The following is a 21,626-nucleotide window of genomic DNA, read 5'->3' on the forward strand; positions in this document are numbered from 1 at the left end:
CCCGGTTTACCGGGGCTTTTCTCCACCAGGGACAGAGGAAGAGTAGACCATGACCATTTCCATTCACGCCAGCGCATTTGACGTCAACAGCTGGTATCAAAAAATTACCTTAACTTTCATCAATGAGAGCGGTAATGCGGTCGATATGAACCATGCCGCAATATCATTCACGGCTTCCGGGCACATCGATCCATGGGGAAATAGCGGCGGTACGCTCAAAGGGAACCTGCCGCTTACGCTGAATGAGAGTTCGTATGGCACGCTGGAAACTAACAACATCATCATTAATAACAGCGATGCATTACTTCTTCAGCCGGGCGAACGCGGGACGCTCTCTTTCAGCCTCGCGGCGACGCAGGTGCCGGTAAAAATGTCCGCCATCACCTTGACGCTGGCGTCATCGTCATCCGAAGACGCAGAGTCTGCAACCCCATCCGATCAGGAGACGCCAGCGATACCCGCCGCAGACGAACAACCCGCCGAACCCGATGTGCCGGAAAAGGACAATGACCTTCAGGAACACGGCCTTACGCTTAACGTTAGCGAGTTGAATACCGCAAGTTGGTATCAACGCGTCACCTTTACGCTGACCAACCTCTACGCCCAGGCGGTAGATCTCAATCAGCTTCAACTGAATTTTACGGCCAGCGCGCACCCCGATCCCTACAGTCCGTTTCAGGGAACAATGTTGGGGAATCAGGCCGTGACGCTGGCCAGCGATGGGGGATGGCCCATCGAGAAGAATACCATCACCATTAATCATGACGGCGCGCTGATACTGGCGGCGGGGGATACCGCCGAATTACAGTGCTATCTGGCCGCCACGCAGACGCCAGTTGCCATCAGCGATTTGAACGCGACGTTGGCCCATGATCCTGCCCGTCAGGGAAAAGTTTGCGTTCATTTTCCTGCCATGACGCAGACCGTGGCGCTCAAACCGGTGATTGAGCTGCTGTTTCCTGCCGGCGAAACCCGGCGCTTTGTCGGTGAGTGGGGCGAGGTTCTGACAATAGGCGATCTTAGCGCAGGAACGTATCGGCTTACCGTACCGGTACTGGCGAATGATGAGATGCAAATCGCGCCAGTCGAGTCCTCTTTTACCGTTACGCTGCAATCCGGCGATGCCGCCGCGCAGGTCCAGGTATCCTGTCTGCCGATTGTCCGTTATGCCAGCGCGCGTCTGATGATTGACGCCCCTGCGCTTGGTAATGCGAAATTGACCGTTGAGATCGCCGATGCTACGCAAGCGGATGAGCGTACCGTCACGCTGATCGCCAACCAACCGCAGTTAATCACCCGGCTACTGGCGGGGCATCATTATACGGTCAATCTGCAGCCTGCGATGATTAATAACCGCTTTATATCGGCACCCATACAGCTTACGGGGTTTATCCCTGCTGCGGCGCAGATTGCCGAGGTTGCTGTCGCTTACCAACAGTCGGCGCTCGACACGGCGAGTTTCGTGACGGTGGATGCCACTATACTGGGCCTGCCCGATGGCGTCGCGCCGCAGCGTTATCTGTTCAGCAGCGGTAAATATCAGTACTCATTAATGCTGGAGAGCGGCAGCGATCGGCAGACGTTGGCATTACGCTTTGCACCCGGGCTGTATGATGTTCAGACGGACGACATTTTCATCGACAGTGTGCCGTGGCGTTGTGAACAGGCCGGGCCGCTACGGTTGTTGCAAAAGGTCAACCATGTGGCGCTGGAGTTTCTGCCCGGCGTGACGCTACAGGTAAAAGGTTGGCCTGATTACCTTGCTCATGGCGGCGTGACGGTTAACGCGCCAGAGACGGTTTCTCTTTATCGCGATATACCGTTTAGCGCGTTGTTTAAATACGATGGTTTTGACGGCGGCGGCGATCCGGTTCCGGCCGCGGAGGTTGACGTGAACGGGGATGGTTTTCTGGATTACGCGACGTTACCGATCCATAAAACCGTTGCGCTGGTGCGCCAGATAGAAAAAGAAGCCGGGCGTAGCGTCATGCCGGTAATGGTCATTTATACCGCGAATGCCAGCGGCGGTAGCGCGCTGGCGGATTTACAGGATGCGCAAAAGCTACGTAACCATTTTGGTAACTTTATTACCCAGTGTCTGGCGGCGCAGTCATACAAAGATGAGACGCATCCTGTCCCGGCCACCTTTGTGCTTAACCCGGATTTTCTCGGGGCACTACAGCAAGGACCGTATGGCTATACCGTAGTACGGCAAAAAAACAGTGTGCCGGTGAATGCCCAACTGGCGGCGGCGATACAAGCATTACCGGCGATGGCTGGCTTTATCGCGCCTTCGTTGCCGACGTTTAGCGACGATCTCTACGGCTATATTCAGGCGGTGAACTATCTTGTTCGTCAGTTTGCCCCGGATGTGGCTTTTGGCTGGCAGACGAATGTCTGGGCGACAGGAACGGCGGACTGGGTGCTGCGCGATACCGCTGATCCGGTAGCTGAAGGGCAGGCGATCGCCGGATTTATTCATGAACTGGGCGTTTACAGCGGAGAATATGCGCCGGACTTTATTGCGTTTGATAAATTTGAGTGTGACTGTTTCAGTCCTGATGCGCTTGCCCACTATGGCTGGAATGCGACATGCTGGCTTAATTACCTGGCGATGGTCAAACAGGTGACGAAAGCGCTGCTGACGCCCGCCATGCTGTGGCAAATCCCAGGCGGCCATATGCCTACAGTAGAAGAGGGCGTCAGTAAAATCAGCGCTGCGCACTTTGCATCCGGCGGAACCTTTTTTATGGGTGACGCCCGCATTGGCAGCGATCCTGACACGCTCTCTTTGCAGCTACTCAATACGGCCTTAAATAGCGCGACTTACGGCGTCCCGACCGTCGGCGACTTTTTACGTAAAGATAAAGGGTATGACTGGGGCCAAATGCAGGCGCTGAACCTACCGGACTTTAACGTCTTTTCGATCTTATGGGGCGGTGGTTCTACTATCAGTATTACGACAATCCATTCTAACGGTGAAGACGGCGGCTGGCTGGCGGATAAAATGGTAGAGTATTATGCTGCCCCTCGCTATTTCAGATAATATCACTGCTTATTTGCATTAATCTGGACTATTAGTTTGAGATTCGAAGGCGCGTTCTTTCGAATCTCTTTTCCTGCGCCCCCTGACCTCTCATTCTTTATACGTAATTTGTTATTAATTTTCTGTAATCATTTTGTATTAAGAATTGTCTTAATCTTAAAAATATTGCGTATTAGTGCGTTGTGAATACAGAAATACTGCATAGCGATGTTATTTATTATTAATTTAAGTACTTTTTGAGAGGTTATACTGTGACGCTACATTGAGTAGACAACCGTTAATGAAAAAAATGATGAACGACGCTTTTGCTAAAGATAATAATGAGAATTCATTACACTCTTTTCTTTTTTCTCAGCAGGCTAAACCTCACGCGGCAATTGATGCCTTATTTTCGGCCTTGTTGCCATTTGGTCAACCGTTTACGCTGGGTATCGGCGATGAGTTTTATTTACAGGCAAACGATGAACACTACATTGTATTACTGGAGTCAGGCGTTGTTTCTTTCTGTCATGATGACAAACGACTCCATATATCTTCATCGTTTGCGCCATCGGTCGTGGGTATGGTTGACAGCTATGGCGCTACCTATAACGTCCCCGCGCGACCGGAACACTTTTTGCTCGCAGAAACGGTTTGTACCGGTAGATTTGTTCGCCTGCCGGATTTTATAAAAATCGCCGATGAATGCGATTTGTGGCACGACGTGGCCCGTTGTCTGGCTTACCGTCTGATGGTGATGAGCGCGCGCGATCGTGAATTAGTCGGCGTCGATTCTTATCTGAAAGTTCGGGCGCTGCTGACTGAAATCTGGGCTTATCCACAGGCCTACCGGGAAAGCATTATCGTGTTGAATTTTATTCAACGGCGTACCGGGATATCGCGCAGTCGGACCATGAAGATTCTGTCTGAACTAAAAAAAGGCGGGTATATCCATATTGATAATGGGCGGCTGACGGCGCTCGGAAAACTGCCAGTGGCGTATTAATGCACTATCCGCAACGATATATTTACATATCTCGACTGAATTTGCCTGGTATCGTTAATAGAATGTTTTACTGAAGGTTGTTATGAAAGCTATTTTTAAAAAGTCAATATGGCTAAAGGAGATAGGCCGAACGACTGGTGTAAAGTTAATATAAAACAACAGGTTATGCCTGGTCCTATAAAACCAAATGTCGATGATTGCAACTTGCCGTTGGCTTGCTAATAATTAATAACATCGTTATCTCATTATAACGTAAAGATAAACTCACGACGTTGAGTGGCTGTTTTATTGCTTCTGACATTTATATCAGAACAAGAAGACACTTTTTTTCGCATAAGAAAAAGTCGTGATATTGCTGTGAAGAAATATCAGCAGCCGTTTCGTTAAAAAATCTGATTACCCTTATTTTTATATTTAAAAGGAGCTTGAATGAAAAAGCCTGTACTAGCATTAATGGTCTCTGCCATTGCCTTTGGCGGAATGTTGTCCACCGCGCAAGCGGATACTACAACCGTCACTGGCGGTACGGTAAATTTTGTCGGACAGGTCGTTGACGCCGCCTGTTCTGTTTCCGCTGACTCTGTCGATCAGACCGTGACATTAGGCCAGGTTCGCGCCAGTAAATTAACCGAGGCCGGTATGGTGGCGAATCAAAAAGAAGATTTCACCATCAAACTGGAAGACTGCGATACTCAGACCAGCCAGAATGCGGCGGTGATTTTTAATGGCCAACAGGACGCAAACCAGCCGGGGTCGCTGGCGAATACCGCTGGGGCAGGTTCGGCGACGAATGTGGCATTACAACTTTATGGACCAGATGGCCAGGCGCTGAATATCGGTGAATCGTCCAGTACTGTTACCTTGAATGATGGCGAAAACGTTATTCCGCTTAGCGTGGATTATATCGCTACCGGTACGGCGACTGCCGGTAATGTTACCGCGACGGCGACATTTAGCATGGTTTATTCCTGATTCCTTATCGGGATTTTTTTCTCGTCTGTTGGGAGGCGAGAAAGGGGCGTTACGCGCGTCACTGCGCGTAACAAACCGACGGCATCAGGATATTACGCAGATGAAAAAAAACGTACCGATTTTCCTTCGATTATTGCTACTGCTGTCGGCGGCCGGCCTGTCGTTTGCCGCGCAGGCGGGAGGCATTGCGCTGGGCGCGACCAGGGTGATTTATCCGCAGGGAAGTAAGCAAACCTCCTTGCCGATTATTAATTCTTCTGCCAGCAATGTTTTTTTAATTCAGTCATGGGTCGCCAATGCCGATGGTTCACGCTCGACGGATTTTATCATTACGCCGCCTCTCTTTGTGATCCAGCCTAAAAAAGAAAATATATTACGTATTATGTATGTCGGGCCGTCATTACCGACCGATCGCGAAAGCGTATTTTATTTAAACAGTAAAGCGATACCCTCTGTCGATAAAAATAAATTGACCGGCAACTCCCTGCAAATTGCGACGCAAAGCGTGATTAAGCTATTTATCCGCCCGAAAAATCTGGCGGAGGCGCCAGCTCATGCCCCGTCGACGCTTCGCTGCCGTAACGAGCGCGGCCAGCTAACGATTACTAACCCTTCGCCGTACTACGTTTCGATGGTTGAACTGTATAGCGCGGGGAAAAAACTGCCGAATACTATGGTACCGCCGAAAGGCGCGATCACTCTCCCGGCGACGCCCGGCCAGGTATCTTTGCGCACGGTAAACGATTTTGGCGCAACGACGCCAGCACGCGTTTGTCCAGCTTCATGATGTTATGCGTAATCAGCTTTTCATGACGCGATATTACTCCAGCGTAACTAAACCCGTATTAACCCCGCTGGCGTTGGCTATCGCACTGGCGCCTGCGCCGGGGTGGGCGGAAAACTATTTCAACCCGGCATTTCTGTCTGACGACCCGTCTGCGGTGGCCGACCTATCGACCTTTTCCCGTAATGCCCAGGCGGCGGGGATGTATCGCGTTGACGTTTACCTGAACAATACGTTTCTCGCAACCAGAGACATTGCCTTCCAGGCGGTGAAAACGACGGGAAAAAGCGCGCCCACCGATGACAGCGGATTACGCGCCTGCCTGACGCCTGAAATGCTTAAAAATATGGGGGTAAACACCGGGGCGTTTCCACTGTTGGCGAAGGCGGCGGCGGGAAGTTGCCCGGATCTCGCCAGTGCGATACCGGCCGCCCGGACCCGCTTTGATTTTGCGCAGCAACGTCTCGACATTAGCATCCCGCAGGCGGCGATGGTTGCCAGCGCCAGAGGCTATATCCCACCGAAATACTGGGATGAAGGTATTAATGCGTTGCTATTGAATTACACCTTTACCGGCGCGAATAGTCAGGATCGGAGCCCAGGCGGCAGTGCGGAGAACAGCTATTTTCTTGGATTGAATAGCGGCCTTAATCTGGGGGCCTGGCGGTTACGCGACTACTCCACATGGAACGCGAATAGCGGCGATCAGAATAGCGACAGCGACTGGCAGCACATCAGTACTTATCTGGAACGTGATGTGGTCTTTTTGCAGGGAGAACTGACGGCAGGCGATAGTTATACCCCCTCCGCATTATTCGACAGCCTTCCTTTTCGCGGGCTACAACTGGCGTCTGACGACAATATGTTGCCAGACAGCATGAAGGGCTTCGCACCGACCATTCACGGCATTGCCAGAAGCAACGCGCAAGTGACCATTCGGCAAAACGGCTACATCATTAATCAGCGCTATGTGCCGCCCGGGGCATTTACTATTAATGATCTCTATCCTACCGCCGCCAGCGGCGATTTGACTGTGGAAGTCAAAGAGTCCGACGGTTCTATTAATCGTTATAACGTGCCCTATTCCGCCGTGCCGATTCTACAACGAGAAGGGCGGCTGAAGTATGCGGCGACGGTGGCGGAGTATCGCAGCGATAGTAGTCAAAAAGAGAAGGTGAAATTCAGTCAGGCGACCTTGATATGGGGGTTACCGCATGGTTTTACGCTGTATGGCGGAACACAACTTTCCAGTCATTATCACGCGCTGGCGATCGGCAGCGGCGCAAATCTGGGCGACTGGGGCGCGGTGTCGCTGGATGTCACCCAGGCTACCAGTACGCTGGCGGATAATAACACCTACCAGGGGCAATCGCTGCGTTTCCTGTATGCCAAATCGCTTGCACAGTCAGGAACCAATTTACAGCTTATGGGCTATCGCTATTCAACCTCGGGCTTTTACACGTTGGATGATACCACGTGGAAACGGATGAGCGGCTATGACGATGACAGTCGGACTGACAGCGATAAAAGCAGGCCGGAATGGGCGGATTATTACAACCTTTATTACACCAGGAGGGGGAAAGTACAACTCGATATCAATCAACAGCTAGGCGGGTTGGGATCGCTTTTTATTACCGGCAGCCAGCAAAGTTACTGGCACACTGATGAAAAGGATTCTTTGTTGCAGGTGGGATACAGCGATACGCTGGCGGGTATTGCATGGAGCGTTTCTTACAACAATAACAAATCCGCAGGCGATGCGGAGCGCGATCAAATTTTCGCGCTGAATATCTCGGTGCCGCTAAGTCAATGGCTGCAACACGGTGATGAGGTCACGCGCCATCACAATGTTTACGCTACCTTTAGCACCAGTACGGACAAACAGCATAACGTTACGCAGAATGCGGGCCTTAGCGGCACACTGCTGGACGAAAACAATCTTAGTTACAACATACAGCAAGGTTATCAGAATCACGGTATTGGCGAAAGCGGCGCCGCTAGCCTGGAATACGATGGCGCGAAAGGCAACGCCAATATTGGCTATAACGTTAGCGATAACGGCGATTACCAGCAGGTGAATTATGGCCTGAGTGGCGGCCTGGTGGCGCACGCGCATGGAGTGACGCTAAGCCAGCCGTTAGGCAATACCAATATTTTGATTGCCGCGCCGGGCGCAGCCAATGTCGGCGTTGTCGACCAGCCGGGTATTCATACGGACGCGCGTGGCTATGCGGTGGTGCCGTATGCGACAACATATCGCCAAAACCGTATGGCGCTGGACGTTAACGCCATGGCGGATGATGTCGATATTGATGACGCGGTGACTCGCGTTGTGCCGACCGAAGGCGCGCTGGTTCTGGCCCGCTTTAAAGCGCGGGTCGGCGCGCGTGCCCTGGTAACGCTGAATCATAACGGTAAGCCTGTACCCTTTGGCGCAACGGTGACGGTGAATGATCGCCATGCGGAGGCGATTGTTGACGAGGCCGGGGAGGTCTATCTTTCCGGGTTGTCAGCGCAAGGCGTTCTGCACGTTCGCTGGGGGAACCTACCGGATCAACAGTGCGTCGCGTCCTATCATCTCTCTTCCTCCCGTCAGATTCTGAGTCGACAACATGCGGAGTGTCATTAAATGAAAATACCTCTTTTATTTGCTCTGCTGGCGGGAAGTGTCGTATCGCAGTACGCCTTCGCAGACGTGTGTAAAAACGTTAACGGCGTGCCTTCCAGTATTAATTACGATTTAACGACCACTCTGACGGCAGAACAAAACCAGGTGGGAAAGACGGTTCAACTGGAAAAAAGCCAGGAAGTTAATGTACAGGCGGTGTGTCCCGCCGGCGCGTCGACCTATAGCCAGACTTATCGCTCCTATGTGTCGCCATATCCGGTCGTAGAAACGAGCGGTAACTGGAAATATTTAAAGCTGGACCCGGACTACCTTGAAGGCGGAATGCGAATTGAGGATTCTTCGGCGGGCGATATCTATCCGCCAATGAACAATGTCCTGATGGGATATGATGAAAATGTGAAAGCGGGTCAACCGTTTTACGTTCGTGACTCAAATCTGGAGTTTCAGCTCAAAATTGTTAAACCGTTCGTCGGCACGGTGAATATTAGTCCTAAGACTATGTTTAATGTTTATGTCATGACCGCCGCAGGCGATCCGCTGACAGATGTCGTGTACAGCATTCTTTATAGTGGAACGGTGACCGTACCGCAAAGCTGTGAAATCAACGCCGGACAAACGATTCTGGTAAATTTCGGCGCATTATACAGCGGCAATTTCAACCATGCAGGCCAAAAGCCGGAGGGGGTACGAGCGAAAAAATTCAGCGTACCGGTAAAGTGCAGCGGTCTGGATTCGCAGGTCAATTTAACAATGCGTCTTATCGCTACGCCGGATAGCCACGTTCCCCAGGCTATCGCTTCGGATAATGCCGATGTCGGCGTAGTGGTCGAAACCGATGAAGGAAACGCGCTTATCCCCAATGATGTACAGAGCGTCGCGCCTTTTATCACCGATAGCGCCGGACGCGCTAACATCACATTGCAGGCCTACCCGGTAAGTACAACAGGCGAAACGCCTGCGGAAGGGGCATTTACCGCACTGGCCAGCCTGCGAGTGGACTTTGACTAAATGAACAGATCACACTGCGCTCTTTTTGCCATGGGACTGATGCTGTGTCCACAAATCAATGCCAGCGCTGACGACCTCGCTTATAACCTCGAATTTACCGGCACTATTGTGGCGCAAACCTGCGACATAGATATTTCCAGTCTCAGTCAAAGTATTGATTTAGGGCAGTTTGCAGTTGGCGATTTCCCCTCGACGGGAACAACGACAAAATTTAAGCCCTTTAATATCAACCTCAAAAATTGTTCCCGAGGAATTACCGGGGCGAAGATCTGGTTTACCGGCGAACCCGATCCGGACAATCCCGCGCTACTGGCGATAACCGACACCGGGATGGGAAGCGGAAACATGTTAGCAAGCGGGGTTGGGGTGGAAATTCTGAATGATGATCAGGATACCATCAGTATCAATAATGCCGACTCGGTGGTCTATCCGTTGAAAGCCGGACGCAACACGCTGTCTTTTTATATTCGCTATAAATCGACCCGGCCGACGGTCACGTCCGGGAACGCGACGGCGGTCATGTATTTCGATATGCAGTATGAATGAGGAGCCATCGTAATTATGCGTAACGATATCCTGTACGGCATCGGGATGCTGCTGGCGGCATCCGGCGTCCAGGCGCACGATGGCCGGGTCTATGTTTCCGGAACCATCACGGACAATACGTGTTCGCTCTCTCCTGGCTCGGAAAATATTAACGTGGCGATGGGCGCGGTTTCTCAACGGCAGTTTTATCGCGCAGGCGACGGTTCCGCATGGCAACCTTTTGCTATCGATTTACAAAACTGCGGCAGCACTGCCAGCGGCGTAACGGTCAGTTTTAGCGGTGCGGCGGACAGCCGTAATACGGATTTATTGGCGCTTACCGCAGGGGAAAGCGACGCTTCAGGCATTGGGATTGCGCTTTATGATCAAAATAAAACTTTAATCCCACTGGGGCAAGAGAGTGATGTGGTGACGCTCAGTCCGGGTCAGGCGTCGGCGCATCTGCAATTTTACGCGCGTTATCTTGCCGATGGCGGCGCGGTAACGCCCGGGGACGCCAATGCCTCCGCAACCTTCATTCTTGCCTATGAATAAGTTCTTTTTACGCTGCGCGATATATTGGTGCTTGCTTCCCATATCATGGGCGCAGGCTGGCGTGGTAATTGGCGGTACTCGCTTTATCTATCATGCGGGCGCCCCGGCATTAAGCGTACCGGTAAGTAACCGTTCAGAAGCGTCCTGGTTAATTGATACGCATATTTTACCTGGTGGCCGCTGGCCAGGAACCAAAAACGAAGGGAATATCATGCCCTTCGTGGTCACGCCGCCATTATTTATGCTTTCAGCGCGCCAGGAAAACTCAATGCGGGTGGTTTATACCGGCGCACCGCTACCCGCCGACAGGGAAAGTCTGTTTACCTTGAGTATCGCCGCTATTCCCTCCGGTAAACCGGAAGCGAACCGTGTACAAATGGCGTTTCGTTCGGCTTTAAAATTGCTCTATCGCCCTGATGGACTCGCCGGCAATCCGCAGCAGGCCTACCGGCATCTGATCTGGTCGCTTACCCCCGATGGCGCGACGGTACGCAATCCTACACCCTATTACGTTACGCTCTTTTTATTACGTGCTAACGAGCGCGCCCAGGACAACGCCGGGGTCGTGGCTCCCTTTGCAACGCGTCAAACGGACTGGTGCCGGCACACGGTTCGCTGCACTGTGCGCTGGCAAAGTATTAATGACTATGGGCGGGTAATGCCAGCGCAAACCGTGGATCTGACGCGTATTCATTAACCTATTTTTCAGGCGTCTCCCGATAGCGGGAGGCTTTCCGAACTTATCGAACGAGACTTTTATTATGTATTATCACGCGTTAAAACTTTCCCGACTGGCGATGTTGACGTTGGCAGGCGTTGCCGTATCCGCCTCGGCAATCGCCGCCGATTCTGCCCCGACGTCGCAAATTGGTCCGACGGCGGAAGCCTACATCGTCAGTCATCCGGATAAAGTGGGAGAGGTCGTGGCAACGTATTTGGCCGAACATCCGGAATTTTTGGTCGCCGCCAGCGAGACGTTGCATCAGCGTCAGCAGATTGCGCAACAACAGGCGTATGTTCAACTGGCATTACAGTATCGTGCTGAGTTGCTCAGTAGCAGCAGTCCTTCCGTTGGGCCCAACGAGGCAAAAGCGGCGGTGGTGATGTTCTTTGATTACCAGTGCTCGTGGTGCAGCAAAATGGCGCCTGTGGTCGAAAACCTGATTAAGGCGAACCCGGATACCCGGTTTATTTTCAAAGAGTTTCCTATTTTTTCCTCCCGCTGGCCGGTATCCGGACTGGCGGCCAGAGTCGGCGAACAGGTATGGCTTACACAGGGCGGGGCGAAATATCTCGACTGGCATAATGCGCTTTATGCCACAGGGAAGGTGGAAGGCGCGTTAACGGAACACGATGTCTACACCCTGGCGCAACATTATCTAACGCCGACGCAGCTGGCCGCCGTAAAAGAAGCGCAAAGCAGCGGTGCAGTACATGATGCGCTCCTCACTAACCAGGCACTGGCGCAGCATATGGACTTTAGCGGCACGCCTGCTTTTGTCGTCATGCCTCAGACGCAAGACGGTGATGTAAAACGGGTGACCGTGATCCCGGGAAGCACGACTCAGGATATGTTGCAAATGGCGATTCAGAAAGCGAAGGGGTGATATTCGCTCAGAGGAGAACGCACAGGAGTGAAAGTAAAATGAAGTCTATGCGTTGCGTCATACCGGTGATTTTACTTTCCTTTATCGTTCATGAAGGGACAGCGAAACCGACCGCTCAGATTCATTTTATGGGATCGGTTGTTGAGGCAGGCTGCTGGAATGACGTAGGAACCTTAGAAATTCAATGCCATAATAAAGAGGGAGTTGAACGTTATATTATTGTCGAGAATATTATCACGCCGATATCGTCTCCTCATGCAACGGTAAAACGAGATTATTTGGATGAAGATAAGCAATTAACAGTGCTACGCATTGTCTATGACTGAACCGCGTAGCAGACCGCAGATGGTGTCCCGTCAGTGTCGTGTGAGAATATTATGAAAAATGTTCTCACCTTCCCGGGACACGGTCTACAGACTTTATCTTCAGATAAACGGCGCTAAAAAGAAAAGCACGAACAATAAAAAAAGAGTGGGAATACCAATAGATATAATTTTATTACATCGGTGAGTATGATATTGAATAGCTTGTGGCGGTATGTCAGCAGCGTCAATGATAAATCTTTCATCGATTTTTATCCCCTGCCTGGGGAGCGTAACGAACAGTTCGAAAAGCCCGATTTGTTGTAAATCTCGTCGCAGCAGATAAAGAAGTTGCGTCAAATTAGCATCGCTAACAAATTGACTTCGCTCTCCCCAAACTGCGTGTGAAATCATCTCCCGCGTAATCAGTTTCTTGTAGGCATTTTCAAAAAGATAGCTTAAACAACGCGCACGCATTAGCGTCACCTTTAGCACTTTTTTATCATGTAATGATATTATTTCTCTTAACGACTCATTATAAATAAATTCGTTATTAATAGTATATTGTCTCATGAATTCACTCCGTTTTGATATTCATAAGGTACGTTTCACACTGTCAGTGTGTTCACTGGCGGTAAAGTACTCCTTACATCAGTACGGATAAGCGTAGAGAACCGCAAAGAAATAAGAGAATCATTTATGATTAAACGGGATAATATTATGCTTTTTTACTTTTTTATAAAGTGTGCCAGATATTTTTGATGTTTTTTATAAAATAGCATCATGTGTTTTTATTTTACACAGGCTGAAATGATATCAATAAAATTATAATTTAATAACAAACAGATAGAGGAAATGATTTACTTATTGAAATAAGTGTGGTGCAAGGTTAATCTGCGCCTTAAATGATGGTGCCAGATTATACCAGCCAGGATAACCTATATGCGGCCAATAAAAAATGCTAAAAAAATTGACTACAATCTGATCAAAGTGTTCGATACGGTTATTACTGAAGGAAATGCAACCAGGGCGGCGAGGAAACTGGATGTCACGCCTGCGGCGATCTCTCAGGCTCTTCTTCGTTTACAAAATCTTTATGGCGAAGAGTTATTTATCAGAACCCGCAAAGGATTAGTTCCGTCCAGCAAAGGTAAATCGCTTCACCAGGTATTTCGCCAGGCAATTGAATCTATAGAAAGCACACTGTGCGATAAAACAGATGCTCAGGAGAGTAATGAACTCATTGTTCTGGGAGGTGATATCACTGAAAATTACTATTTTCCGGCATTGCTGGATACTGTGTTGATGAATCGATATATTATTAAACACTATGCGATTAAAAAAACAGGGGAATACTCACCAGCCTCCATGCTGACGCATGGCTATGCGGATGTCATCATGGGAATTCTGGAAATTAAGAATGAGATGATCGAAAGTTATCTTATTGATAATTTATCTGATTTTGTTTGTGTTTGTGGTGAAAAAAGTCCATTGGTTGGGCTTGAAAAAATGTCTTTATATAATTTTTATGCTGCCAGACATGCTGTCTATCATTCAGATATGTTCTCTTCTTTCACCGCTGATAGCATTGATTTATTCAAGAGCAGTACGCCTTATGCGGGGCGCAGGGAAATAGGTTATTATAGTGATTCACTATTTGGCGTTATCGATATTGTTGAAAAAAGCGATATGGTTGCGATTTTGCCAGGAAAGATTGCTACTTATTTTAGAGATGTGCGGCGTTATAATATAAAAATACTACGTATGCCTGATGAAATGATTTTTCGTACGTTACCCGTTTATGCTTATCTGGCTACAAACAGCACCCATTATAAAAATGTCAAAAAACTGATATCAACATTTCAGTCGACCTTTCTTTTTAGCCAGGAAAAGCAGCCTGACGCTTTGGTTGAAGGAAGCACATCCTTATGCGATTTGTCGGTTTAATATCAAATTATCGTATTAAATAAATAACCATTATGACCATGGTCAGTAAAGCGAAAAATAATGCCATATATTTATACTCTTCTTTTTTTAAAGAAGAGGGGAGGCAGCTTTTGTTTTCATTGCTGATAATAATGTTAGCATCTACTTTAATACCCGTTCGAGGCACCGTGGAAAAAAACTGGCTCAGGCCAAAGCCTTTAAGGTCGCGCCGCAGTAGATATAATATCTGGGTCAGGTTGGCGTCGCTGATAAATTGACTTCTTTCCCCCCAAAGTTCATTAGTGAGTTGTTTTTTATAAATAATCTCTTGTTGTGCATGATTCAGCATATATTCCAGACACTTTATGCGCATTGCGGCAATTTTTATCATCTTTCCCGTTTTTATCTTTTTTAGCTCATTGGTCTTATCATTGTAAGTGTGCGTGCTGTTAATTAAATAAATAGTCATGATGTTATTTAATGGGTTTAATTAGGGTGGCGATAATAATATGCATATTAAATTTATGGATCAACTGGTGTGATTGTAATAGCGTCTTTTTTCCAGAGAAAATCGTATCGTGTCACAAAAATGATGGTTTTTTAGAAAAACTAAAATTTTATTTTTAGTCGCTCTAAAAATAAAATGATAGTAGTGTTAATTTTTATCAGTATATTGATATGCTTTGATTGATTTATTGTTGACATAAAATAATTTGAATTATGGCGCAAGGCCTATGCCAACCATAAAAAAGGTATAGGCTATTGGTCACAATGCATTAATGCTACATAATTGTTATGCTTTTATAGTAGCGCCAGGGAAATAAAATCTTCGGACGATAAAGAATAGTTTTAGTCTGGGTGTTATTTTATGGATGTTTTATTTTAAATTATTAAACCGATTTCTCTTGTTGACGTAGGGTTATTTGCTAAGCAACGGGCTGGCATGTTGTAGCCGCTCGTTGCCTATATCCCAATTAATCAGGAGAAACGTATGAATAAGAAAAGTTCGTCAATGGTTAACATGCCCGCACCGCGTGAGCCGATTAACCAGAAAATCGATACCAATAACGCACTGGTTTTAAACCATAACGCCATATATGAACAACGATTAGCGGAGATCACGCAATCTAATACCTGTGACAAGGCCATTGTCACCGTAAATCCCTACGGGACCGCCCCGTTGAGTCTCTATCTGGGGGTTTGGATGGATGAAGCTGCCGCGCTTGAGATCAATGTTGTTGATAGCGAAGCGACGACAGAGGAAGTGCGTTATCAATATGATGTACATCCGGGCGCTAACCTTATTCCTGTGTGTGGGATGGTATCCGCGGTGAATAATCAGATTACCCTACGCCTTGCCTCGCAAATTGTCGGGCAATATACAGTAATGACAGACGCATTACCGCCCACGGATTCGGCTAACGTGAGCCTCGGCTTCCCTATTATTAGCGTCTCCTGTCCTGCGCAGCAGGCCTCGCTGATGGAGGAAGGACTTTATTTCTCCACTTATTTTGATCGGTATAATCTGGCTTTTGATCATAACGGGATTGTCCGGTGGTATGTAAGTCAGGAAATCCCTTCTTATAATTTTGTCAGAATGGATAACGGCCATTTCCTAGCGACGTCACAGGGAATAAACCATTGTCTGAATATGTATGAATTTGACATTATGGGACGGGTTTATACGGTTTATCTTCTCGACAATGAGTTCCATCACTCCATTCTTCCCATTGAGAACAATCTGGCGATTGCGCCTTCAGAATATAGCAATGGACGGCCAGACGGTTACTCAACCGGGAAAGATGGCGTTTCTATTATTAACTTATCTACCGGACTTGAAGTCGCCTATTACGATATGCTGTATGTGATGGATTATTCCAGATCGCCGCGTCCTTCCGGAAGCGCGCCAGGTCAGGACGTATCAATGGATGACTGGCTGCATATCAACCAAAGCTATATTAATGAACCCAACAATTTGCTGATCTGTTCCGGTCGACATCAGAGCGCGATTTTTGGCGTAAATGTGGATTCCGGCGAACTGCGCTTTATTATGGCGAACCATGAGGATTGGTCTGACGAATTCAAGCAATACTTATTAACCCCTGTCGATGATGATGGTGTCCCGCTGTACGATCTTACCTCGCCGGGAGGGATTGATGCGGCAGATAAGAATTTCTGGACCTGGGGGCAGCATAACATTGTTGAAATTCCAAACGATGAGCCTGGTATCCTGGAGTTTATGGTCTTTGATAATGGTAACTATCGTTCACGCGAAGATGCGAAAAGTCTGTTGCCGCTCGATAACTTCAGCCGGGTGGTGCAGTTTAAAATAAACCTAAATACGATGACCGTAACGCGTCCGTATGAGTATGGTAAAACGGAAGTCGGGAACCGGGGCTATAGCAGTTTTGTGAGCGCTAAGCATTTATTGACTAATGGTCACCTGGTTATTCACTTCGGCGCGACGACGGTTGATGAGTTTGAACATACCATTACCGCGCAACCAGGTTCCAGCGATCTTGTCGATCCGGATGAAGGGCAACAGGCGTTAGGTCGACTGGTATTACAAGAAATCAATAAAGAGACGAAAGAGGTCTTATTCGAAGCGATGGTGACGTCGGGCTATTTCAAGAACGAAGAGACGAATGGCACGAATTATCGTTATGATATTTCTGCATTTCGGGTATACAAAATGCCGCTGTTTGCATAACTAAGTATGTTATGCGGCCGGTTATCGACCGCATAACATTATGGCTTATTTGCTAATATCATCCACGCGCATGGTGTGGTCAGGTTGAATATTGTTAACCTGCTTCATATAGTTAACCAACGCCGGTGCGGTTTGTATCCCTATATATTTGATATTTTTACCTTTAGTGAAGGTAAATCCGCCACCACCTTTACCGATAAAGGAGTCCAGCGCGACGGTATAGAGTTTATTGTCTTCTACCGGTTTGCCTTTGATATCAAATTCAACAATACGCTGGCCCAGCGGTTTGGTGCTGTCATATTTAAACTGGACGGTTTTAGATACGTGCAGCATACCGTTTTTCAGATCGGCAGCGTGTGACATGATGGATTTCAGGTCCTTACCGCTGATTTCCATGCTCATGACATCGTTGGTGAACGGATACATACTCAGCACATCACCATAGGTGATATTACCTTTAGGCAATTCGGTACGGATGCCGCCAGCATTATAGAAGGAAGCGTCGGCGCCAGGAACGGTAGCCATCAGGGCATCGGTGATTAAGTTGCCGGTTGGCGCGGATTCACCGTAAGAACGGGTCAGCACTTCCGGAGAGTGCGCGACCACCTCATCGGTAATTTTCTTAACCTTGTTATCCCATTCGTCAATTTTGGCCTGCGTGACCGGATCTGGCTTATAAGTATCCGCATACATGGTGATCAACTTACCATTGTAGCTGTCCACTTTTTTGGTTTCCGGGTTCCAGTCAAGCACCAGTTTACCTAATTCGATGGTGTACGCATCCGTGGAAACGACAAGGGTATCGCCCACTTTAATCGGTTCTGGCGTACCTTTATGCGCATGGCCGGTAATCAGGACGTTAAGTCCATAGCCTTCCAGCGATTTCGCCATATCAACGTCGGTTTTCAGTGCGCGTGCGACATCAGCCTCGCCTGCGCTGGACTGCATACCCGGCACGCCTTCGTGGGCGAGCAGCACGGTCAGGTCAACTTTCCCTTTTAACTCTTCCAGCTGTTTTTTCACATAAGGAATCGGATCGCGGCAGTCAACGCCTTCACGCACGCCTGCGGCAATCGCTTCATAGAATGCGGAAACGCCGTGCATACCGATGACGCCGATCTTGAATCCATCTTTTTCCACGATGGTATACGGTTCTTTAATTAATGGCGTATCTGTGCCGCTGTAAAAAACATTATCCAACAATACCGGGAATTGCAATTTGCTGAGTTGTTTAACCAGATTCTCATGGCCATGGTCAAATTCATGGTTACCGACAGAGACGGCGTCGTAAGGCATGGTATTTAAAATATCAATAATAGCCTCGCCTTTGGTCAGCGTACTGATAAAAGGTCCGGTGAAATAGTCGCCAGCATCAAAGAAAAAGACATCTTTCTCTTTCGCTTTTGCATCTTTGACAATTTTCGAGATGGGCGCAAAGCCGCCTACCGGACGTGTCTTGGATACATAGGGGATAATTTCTGGGGTTACATGGGCATGTAAATCGTTTGTATAATAAATTGTGATGTCACGCGCATCGGCTGAAAAGGAAATGGCTGAAGACAAACCAATGCACAGCGACAGTAGGGATATCGAAAACTTTTTGTTCATATAAACCATCCATTTACGCTACATTAAAGAAAAACAATGCCTGTAGTCGTGTCATTCACGACTACAAACCGGGGAAATTAAGTAATATTCATCAAGTTTATTAATTATTAAAACTCGAAGCCGATCAGGTAATTCATACGGTCGCCGTAGCCGTCATACCCCAATTTATTATTGAAGTAACGGTAAGAGACGGAGGCGGTCCATCGCGGCATAAATTTCCATGTAAACGTTACCGCGCCGTTCAGGCCGGTCGTCCCACCCTGTTGTTCGGCGTAGGCATCATTACGATCCATTTCAACTTCGTTCCAGTTTGAAATGACGAACTTTTCATTAAACATATCGAAGTTATAAGCCGCGACCCAACCGAGAACATAACCGTTAAAGCCTGTCGCCTGTCCATACTTTTTAGAGGTATAATCGTTCGATAAGTTATGAACAGCGAAATAGGGCTTAATAAAGCCTGATGGGCTGGTTAAACCCAGATAACCTACCCCGTACATCATGTTTAATTCATCACCGAATTTATTCTCCATCGACATATAGAGTTTCATCATTGCGGTAAAGTTAGAGCCTTCTACTACCCTATAATGTCCCAGAAATTGGGTTACATGGTTACGGCCTTCTACCGGATGGTTGAGCACGTTCATTTCATAAAATGATGCAAATTCGCCCCTGTCAAACACGGCGCCGAAATCGGCTACCGCTTTCCACACTTCGCCGCGATCGACATTGACAAAGCCTTTATTCCAGTCGCCATATCCGAAGCTAAGTTTACCGTATACGCGTTTCAATTCCGCTGCCTGGCCATTAAAGCAAGAGAAAAGAACACATGCGGCGAGTAGACTATTAATATATTTCTTATTTTTCATGCTCAACTCCATGAGGTAAAAACACAGTGAAATGTTGTGTAAAGAAGCGAATTCTAAGGAGTGTCTTTTTATACGTAGGTGATAGATGTCTCAAAAATATCAGCGACATATAATCGTCAAATATTCGTGTCAGATAATGTTGTTTATTACGTGATAACTATTTGATTTATAGTTTATGTCTCTGTTGTAAAAGTCACACCGGATAGCATGAAATTAATGAAACTTCGAATGGGAATAATCTCTCGCAAAGACAACTTACTGCCATTAAATGAGGGTGTTACCGTTCAAACAGCAACATATATTGACATCACAATAGCGGTTCTGACATATGGGCCATATTTGAGATCTGCATCACTCGTTCGCGATTTCTTTTTTTATAGACTGCTTCAGGCGTGTTTTCTTTAGCACGAAATATATTTATGGTATTAATATTATAATGAGTGTGAATAATTTTCTACGATAAAACGATGTTAATGGAAGAAATATAAGACAAATCGAATATATATATAGTGCAATTAATTTAGGCTGTATTCCGCAGCCGGGTCTATCGGCAAATATATCGTAATCAGACCGTGCGATAACTCAAAGGAGTTGAAATGAAAAGAACAGTCGTTGCCAGTATGATAGGGTTGGCGCTATGCGCTGGATGCGTATTATCAACCGCGCAAGCGGCAACCGCAAAGCGTCCTAACTTAGTCATTATTCTGGCGGATGATTTAGGGTATGGCGATCTCGCCACCTACGGGCACCGCATCGTTAAAACACCTAACATAGACAAATTGGCGCAGGAGGGGGTGAAGTTTACCGACTATTATGCGCCAGCGCCTCTGTGTTCTCCTTCCCGCGCGGGCCTGTTAACCGGTCGTATGCCGTTCCGTACCGGAATCCGTTCCTGGATACCGGAAGGCAAAGATGTTGCGCTGGGGCGTAATGAACTGACTATCGCCAATCTGCTAAAACAGCAGGGCTACGATACGGCGATGATGGGGAAATTACACCTGAATGCGGGCGGCGATCGCACCGATCAGCCGCAGGCGAAAGACATGGGCTTTGACTATACGTTGGTTAATCCGGCGGGATTTGTCACCGATGCTACGCTGGATAACGCCAAGGAGCGCCCGCGCTATGGCGTGGTGCATCCTACGGGGTGGATTCGTAATGGCCAACATATTGGCCGCGCAGATAAGATGAGCGGCGAGTTTGTGAGCTCTGAAGTGGTGAACTGGCTGGATAATAAGAAAGACGATAATCCGTTCTTCTTATATGTCGCCTTTACCGAAGTCCATAGCCCGCTGGCGTCGCCGAAAAAATACCTTGATATGTATTCGCAGTACATGACCGACTACCAGAAGCAGCATCCGGATCTGTTCTACGGCGACTGGGCAGACAAACCGTGGCGCGGCACCGGCGAATATTACGCCAATATCAGCTACATGGATGAGCAGGTCGGTAAAGTGCTGGATAAAATTAAGGCGATGGGCGAGGAAGATAACACCATCGTCATCTTTACCAGCGACAACGGCCCTGTCACGCGCGAAGCGCGTAAGGTATACGAGCTGAACCTGGCCGGGGAAACCGACGGTCTGCGCGGGCGTAAAGACAACCTGTGGGAAGGTGGCATTCGCGTACCGGCAATCATCAAATACGGCAAGCACATTCCACAGGGGATGGTAACGGACACGCCGGTATATGGTCTTGACTGGTTGCCGACGCTGGCCAACATGATGGACTTTAAACTTCCGACCGATCGTACCTACGACGGTCAGTCTTTAGTTCCGCTCCTGAAGGACAAGACTTTAAAACGCCAGAAACCGCTGATCTTCGGTATCGATATGCCGTTCCAGGACGATCCGACGGATGAGTGGGCGATCCGCGACGGCGACTGGAAGATGATCATCGATCGCCAGAATAAACCTAAATATCTCTATAACCTGAAAACCGATCGTTTCGAGACGCTCAATCAAATTGGTAAACAGCCGCAGATTGAGAAACAGCTTTACGGTAAGTTCCTGAAGTATAAAAAGGATATTGATAACGATTCGCTGATGAAAGCCCGTGGCGATAAGCCGACGCCTGTCACCTGGGGCTAATGGAATAATT

General features: G+C 48.1%; 17 protein-coding genes and 13 other annotated features. Of the genes, 13 read left to right on the forward strand and 4 right to left on the reverse strand.

From position 1 onward, the window contains the following. Positions 1-42 precede the first annotated feature (42 nt). Positions 43-48 (forward strand) — a ribosome-binding site (putative RBS for STM0019; RegulonDB:STMS1H000415). The 10 genes from STM0019 (at position 43) to bcfH (ending at position 12,111) form a co-directional block, all read left to right on the forward strand. Then, the gene (locus STM0019) for a putative hydroxymethyltransferase (RefSeq protein NP_459024.1) occupies positions 43-3,046 on the forward strand. Within the gene, positions 50-3,046 belong to an annotated coding region; the region does not span the whole gene. It overlaps the preceding feature by 6 nt. Positions 3,047-3,326: 280 nt before the next feature. Then, on the forward strand, positions 3,327-4,031 hold the full coding sequence (locus STM0020; protein NP_459025.1) for a putative cytoplasmic protein: 705 nt from the start codon (positions 3,327-3,329) through the stop codon (positions 4,029-4,031). A gap of 422 nt (positions 4,032-4,453) precedes the next feature. After that, positions 4,454-4,459, forward strand: a ribosome-binding site (putative RBS for bcfA; RegulonDB:STMS1H000416). Then, the gene (bcfA, locus tag STM0021; protein NP_459026.1) for a fimbrial subunit occupies positions 4,454-5,003 on the forward strand. Within the gene, positions 4,461-5,003 belong to an annotated coding region; the region does not span the whole gene. Its footprint overlaps the feature before it by 6 nt. A gap of 93 nt (positions 5,004-5,096) precedes the next feature. Next, positions 5,097-5,102 (forward strand) — a ribosome-binding site (putative RBS for bcfB; RegulonDB:STMS1H000417). Further along, the gene (bcfB, locus tag STM0022; protein NP_459027.1) for a fimbrial chaparone occupies positions 5,097-5,790 on the forward strand. Within the gene, positions 5,104-5,790 belong to an annotated coding region; the region does not span the whole gene. (Overlaps the previous feature by 6 nt.) A 4-nt stretch (positions 5,791-5,794) precedes the next feature. After that, positions 5,795-8,416 carry a fimbrial usher gene (gene bcfC / locus STM0023; protein ID NP_459028.1) on the forward strand — a complete coding sequence of 874 codons (2,622 nt, stop codon included), beginning with the start codon at positions 5,795-5,797 and terminating at the stop codon, positions 8,414-8,416. Next, positions 8,402-8,407: a ribosome-binding site (putative RBS for bcfD; RegulonDB:STMS1H000418), on the forward strand. (Overlaps the previous gene by 6 nt.) Beyond that, positions 8,402-9,424 (forward strand): fimbrial subunit gene (gene bcfD, locus STM0024; protein NP_459029.1). Within the gene, positions 8,417-9,424 belong to an annotated coding region; the region does not span the whole gene. The genes bcfC and bcfD overlap by 15 nt, the downstream gene beginning before the upstream one ends. Further along, positions 9,410-9,415 (forward strand) — a ribosome-binding site (putative RBS for bcfE; RegulonDB:STMS1H000419). (Overlaps the previous gene by 6 nt.) Continuing rightward, positions 9,410-9,970 (forward strand): fimbrial subunit gene (gene bcfE, locus STM0025; RefSeq protein ID NP_459030.1). Within the gene, positions 9,425-9,970 belong to an annotated coding region; the region does not span the whole gene. The genes bcfD and bcfE overlap by 15 nt, the downstream gene beginning before the upstream one ends. Further along, positions 9,969-9,974: a ribosome-binding site (putative RBS for bcfF; RegulonDB:STMS1H000420), on the forward strand. (Overlaps the previous gene by 2 nt.) Then, the gene (gene bcfF, locus STM0026) for a fimbrial subunit (protein ID NP_459031.1) occupies positions 9,969-10,504 on the forward strand. Within the gene, positions 9,986-10,504 belong to an annotated coding region; the region does not span the whole gene. It overlaps the preceding feature by 6 nt. Before bcfE ends, bcfF begins: the two co-directional genes overlap by 2 nt. Next, positions 10,458-10,463, forward strand: a ribosome-binding site (putative RBS for bcfG; RegulonDB:STMS1H000421). (Overlaps the previous gene by 6 nt.) Then, positions 10,458-11,201, forward strand: a protein-coding gene (gene bcfG, locus STM0027) for a fimbrial chaparone (protein ID NP_459032.1). Within the gene, positions 10,470-11,201 belong to an annotated coding region; the region does not span the whole gene. The genes bcfF and bcfG overlap by 47 nt, the downstream gene beginning before the upstream one ends. A gap of 60 nt (positions 11,202-11,261) precedes the next feature. Continuing rightward, positions 11,262-11,267 (forward strand) — a ribosome-binding site (putative RBS for bcfH; RegulonDB:STMS1H000422). Then, positions 11,262-12,111, forward strand: a protein-coding gene (gene bcfH / locus STM0028; RefSeq protein NP_459033.1) for a putative thiol-disulfide isomerase. Within the gene, positions 11,266-12,111 belong to an annotated coding region; the region does not span the whole gene. It overlaps the preceding feature by 6 nt. Positions 12,112-12,536: 425 nt before the next feature. Here bcfH and STM0029 read toward each other — a convergent pair. Continuing rightward, the gene (locus STM0029) for a putative transcription regulator (RefSeq protein NP_459034.1) occupies positions 12,537-12,992 on the reverse strand. Within the gene, positions 12,537-12,986 belong to an annotated coding region; the region does not span the whole gene. Continuing rightward, positions 12,987-12,992, reverse strand: a ribosome-binding site (putative RBS for STM0029; RegulonDB:STMS1H000423). Its footprint overlaps the gene before it by 6 nt. Positions 12,993-13,348: 356 nt before the next feature. After that, positions 13,349-13,354 (forward strand) — a ribosome-binding site (putative RBS for STM0030; RegulonDB:STMS1H000424). Between STM0029 and STM0030 the strand changes: the two genes are divergently transcribed. Then, positions 13,349-14,360, forward strand: a protein-coding gene (locus STM0030) for a putative LysR family transcriptional regulator (protein ID NP_459035.1). Within the gene, positions 13,356-14,360 belong to an annotated coding region; the region does not span the whole gene. It overlaps the preceding feature by 6 nt. A gap of 7 nt (positions 14,361-14,367) precedes the next feature. Here STM0030 and STM0031 read toward each other — a convergent pair. Beyond that, positions 14,368-14,808 carry a putative transcription regulator gene (locus tag STM0031; protein ID NP_459036.1) on the reverse strand — a complete coding sequence of 147 codons (441 nt, stop codon included), beginning with the start codon at positions 14,806-14,808 and terminating at the stop codon, positions 14,368-14,370. A gap of 514 nt (positions 14,809-15,322) precedes the next feature. Then, positions 15,323-15,328: a ribosome-binding site (putative RBS for STM0032; RegulonDB:STMS1H000425), on the forward strand. Here STM0031 and STM0032 point away from each other — a divergent pair. After that, positions 15,323-17,049 (forward strand): putative arylsulfatase gene (locus STM0032; protein ID NP_459037.1). Within the gene, positions 15,331-17,049 belong to an annotated coding region; the region does not span the whole gene. It overlaps the preceding feature by 6 nt. Before the next feature lie 45 nt (positions 17,050-17,094). Here the strand turns inward: STM0032 and STM0033 are convergent. Both STM0033 and STM0034 read right to left on the reverse strand, forming a co-directional pair. Further along, entirely contained in the window at positions 17,095-18,666 is a 1,572-nt protein-coding gene (locus STM0033; RefSeq protein NP_459038.1) for a putative 5'-nucleotidase, read from the reverse strand. A gap of 98 nt (positions 18,667-18,764) precedes the next feature. After that, the gene (locus STM0034; protein NP_459039.1) for a putative outer membrane or exported protein occupies positions 18,765-19,532 on the reverse strand. Within the gene, positions 18,765-19,526 belong to an annotated coding region; the region does not span the whole gene. After that, positions 19,527-19,532 (reverse strand) — a ribosome-binding site (putative RBS for STM0034; RegulonDB:STMS1H000426). (Overlaps the previous gene by 6 nt.) 579 nt (positions 19,533-20,111) lie before the next feature. After that, positions 20,112-20,117: a ribosome-binding site (putative RBS for STM0035; RegulonDB:STMS1H000427), on the forward strand. Here STM0034 and STM0035 point away from each other — a divergent pair. Further along, positions 20,112-21,616, forward strand: a protein-coding gene (locus STM0035; RefSeq protein NP_459040.1) for a putative arylsulfatase. Within the gene, positions 20,123-21,616 belong to an annotated coding region; the region does not span the whole gene. It overlaps the preceding feature by 6 nt. The last annotated feature ends 10 nt before the right edge of the window (positions 21,617-21,626 follow it).

The organism is Salmonella enterica subsp. enterica serovar Typhimurium str. LT2 (assembly GCF_000006945.2).
Lineage (GTDB): Bacteria > Pseudomonadota > Gammaproteobacteria > Enterobacterales > Enterobacteriaceae > Salmonella > Salmonella enterica.

Bases quoted from the DNA above. Each gene is read 5' to 3' on its own strand.
- STM0029 (NP_459034.1), bottom strand. From the start codon at position 12,986: ATGAGACAATATACTATTAATAACGAATTTATTTATAATGAGTCGTTA.
- STM0020 (NP_459025.1), top strand. From the start codon at position 3,327: ATGAAAAAAATGATGAACGACGCTTTTGCTAAAGATAATAATGAGAAT.
- bcfD (NP_459029.1), top strand. From the start codon at position 8,417: ATGAAAATACCTCTTTTATTTGCTCTGCTGGCGGGAAGTGTCGTATCG.
- STM0030 (NP_459035.1), top strand. From the start codon at position 13,356: ATGCGGCCAATAAAAAATGCTAAAAAAATTGACTACAATCTGATCAAA.
- bcfE (NP_459030.1), top strand. From the start codon at position 9,425: ATGAACAGATCACACTGCGCTCTTTTTGCCATGGGACTGATGCTGTGT.
- bcfB (NP_459027.1), top strand. From the start codon at position 5,104: ATGAAAAAAAACGTACCGATTTTCCTTCGATTATTGCTACTGCTGTCG.
- bcfF (NP_459031.1), top strand. From the start codon at position 9,986: ATGCGTAACGATATCCTGTACGGCATCGGGATGCTGCTGGCGGCATCC.
- bcfA (NP_459026.1), top strand. From the start codon at position 4,461: ATGAAAAAGCCTGTACTAGCATTAATGGTCTCTGCCATTGCCTTTGGC.
- bcfH (NP_459033.1), top strand. From the start codon at position 11,266: ATGTATTATCACGCGTTAAAACTTTCCCGACTGGCGATGTTGACGTTG.
- STM0031 (NP_459036.1), bottom strand. From the start codon at position 14,808: ATGACTATTTATTTAATTAACAGCACGCACACTTACAATGATAAGACC.
- STM0033 (NP_459038.1), bottom strand. From the start codon at position 18,666: ATGGTTTATATGAACAAAAAGTTTTCGATATCCCTACTGTCGCTGTGC.
- STM0034 (NP_459039.1), bottom strand. From the start codon at position 19,526: ATGAAAAATAAGAAATATATTAATAGTCTACTCGCCGCATGTGTTCTT.
- bcfG (NP_459032.1), top strand. From the start codon at position 10,470: ATGCCTCCGCAACCTTCATTCTTGCCTATGAATAAGTTCTTTTTACGC.
- STM0035 (NP_459040.1), top strand. From the start codon at position 20,123: ATGAAAAGAACAGTCGTTGCCAGTATGATAGGGTTGGCGCTATGCGCT.
- STM0032 (NP_459037.1), top strand. From the start codon at position 15,331: ATGAATAAGAAAAGTTCGTCAATGGTTAACATGCCCGCACCGCGTGAG.
- STM0019 (NP_459024.1), top strand. From the start codon at position 50: ATGACCATTTCCATTCACGCCAGCGCATTTGACGTCAACAGCTGGTAT.
- bcfC (NP_459028.1), top strand. From the start codon at position 5,795: ATGCGTAATCAGCTTTTCATGACGCGATATTACTCCAGCGTAACTAAA.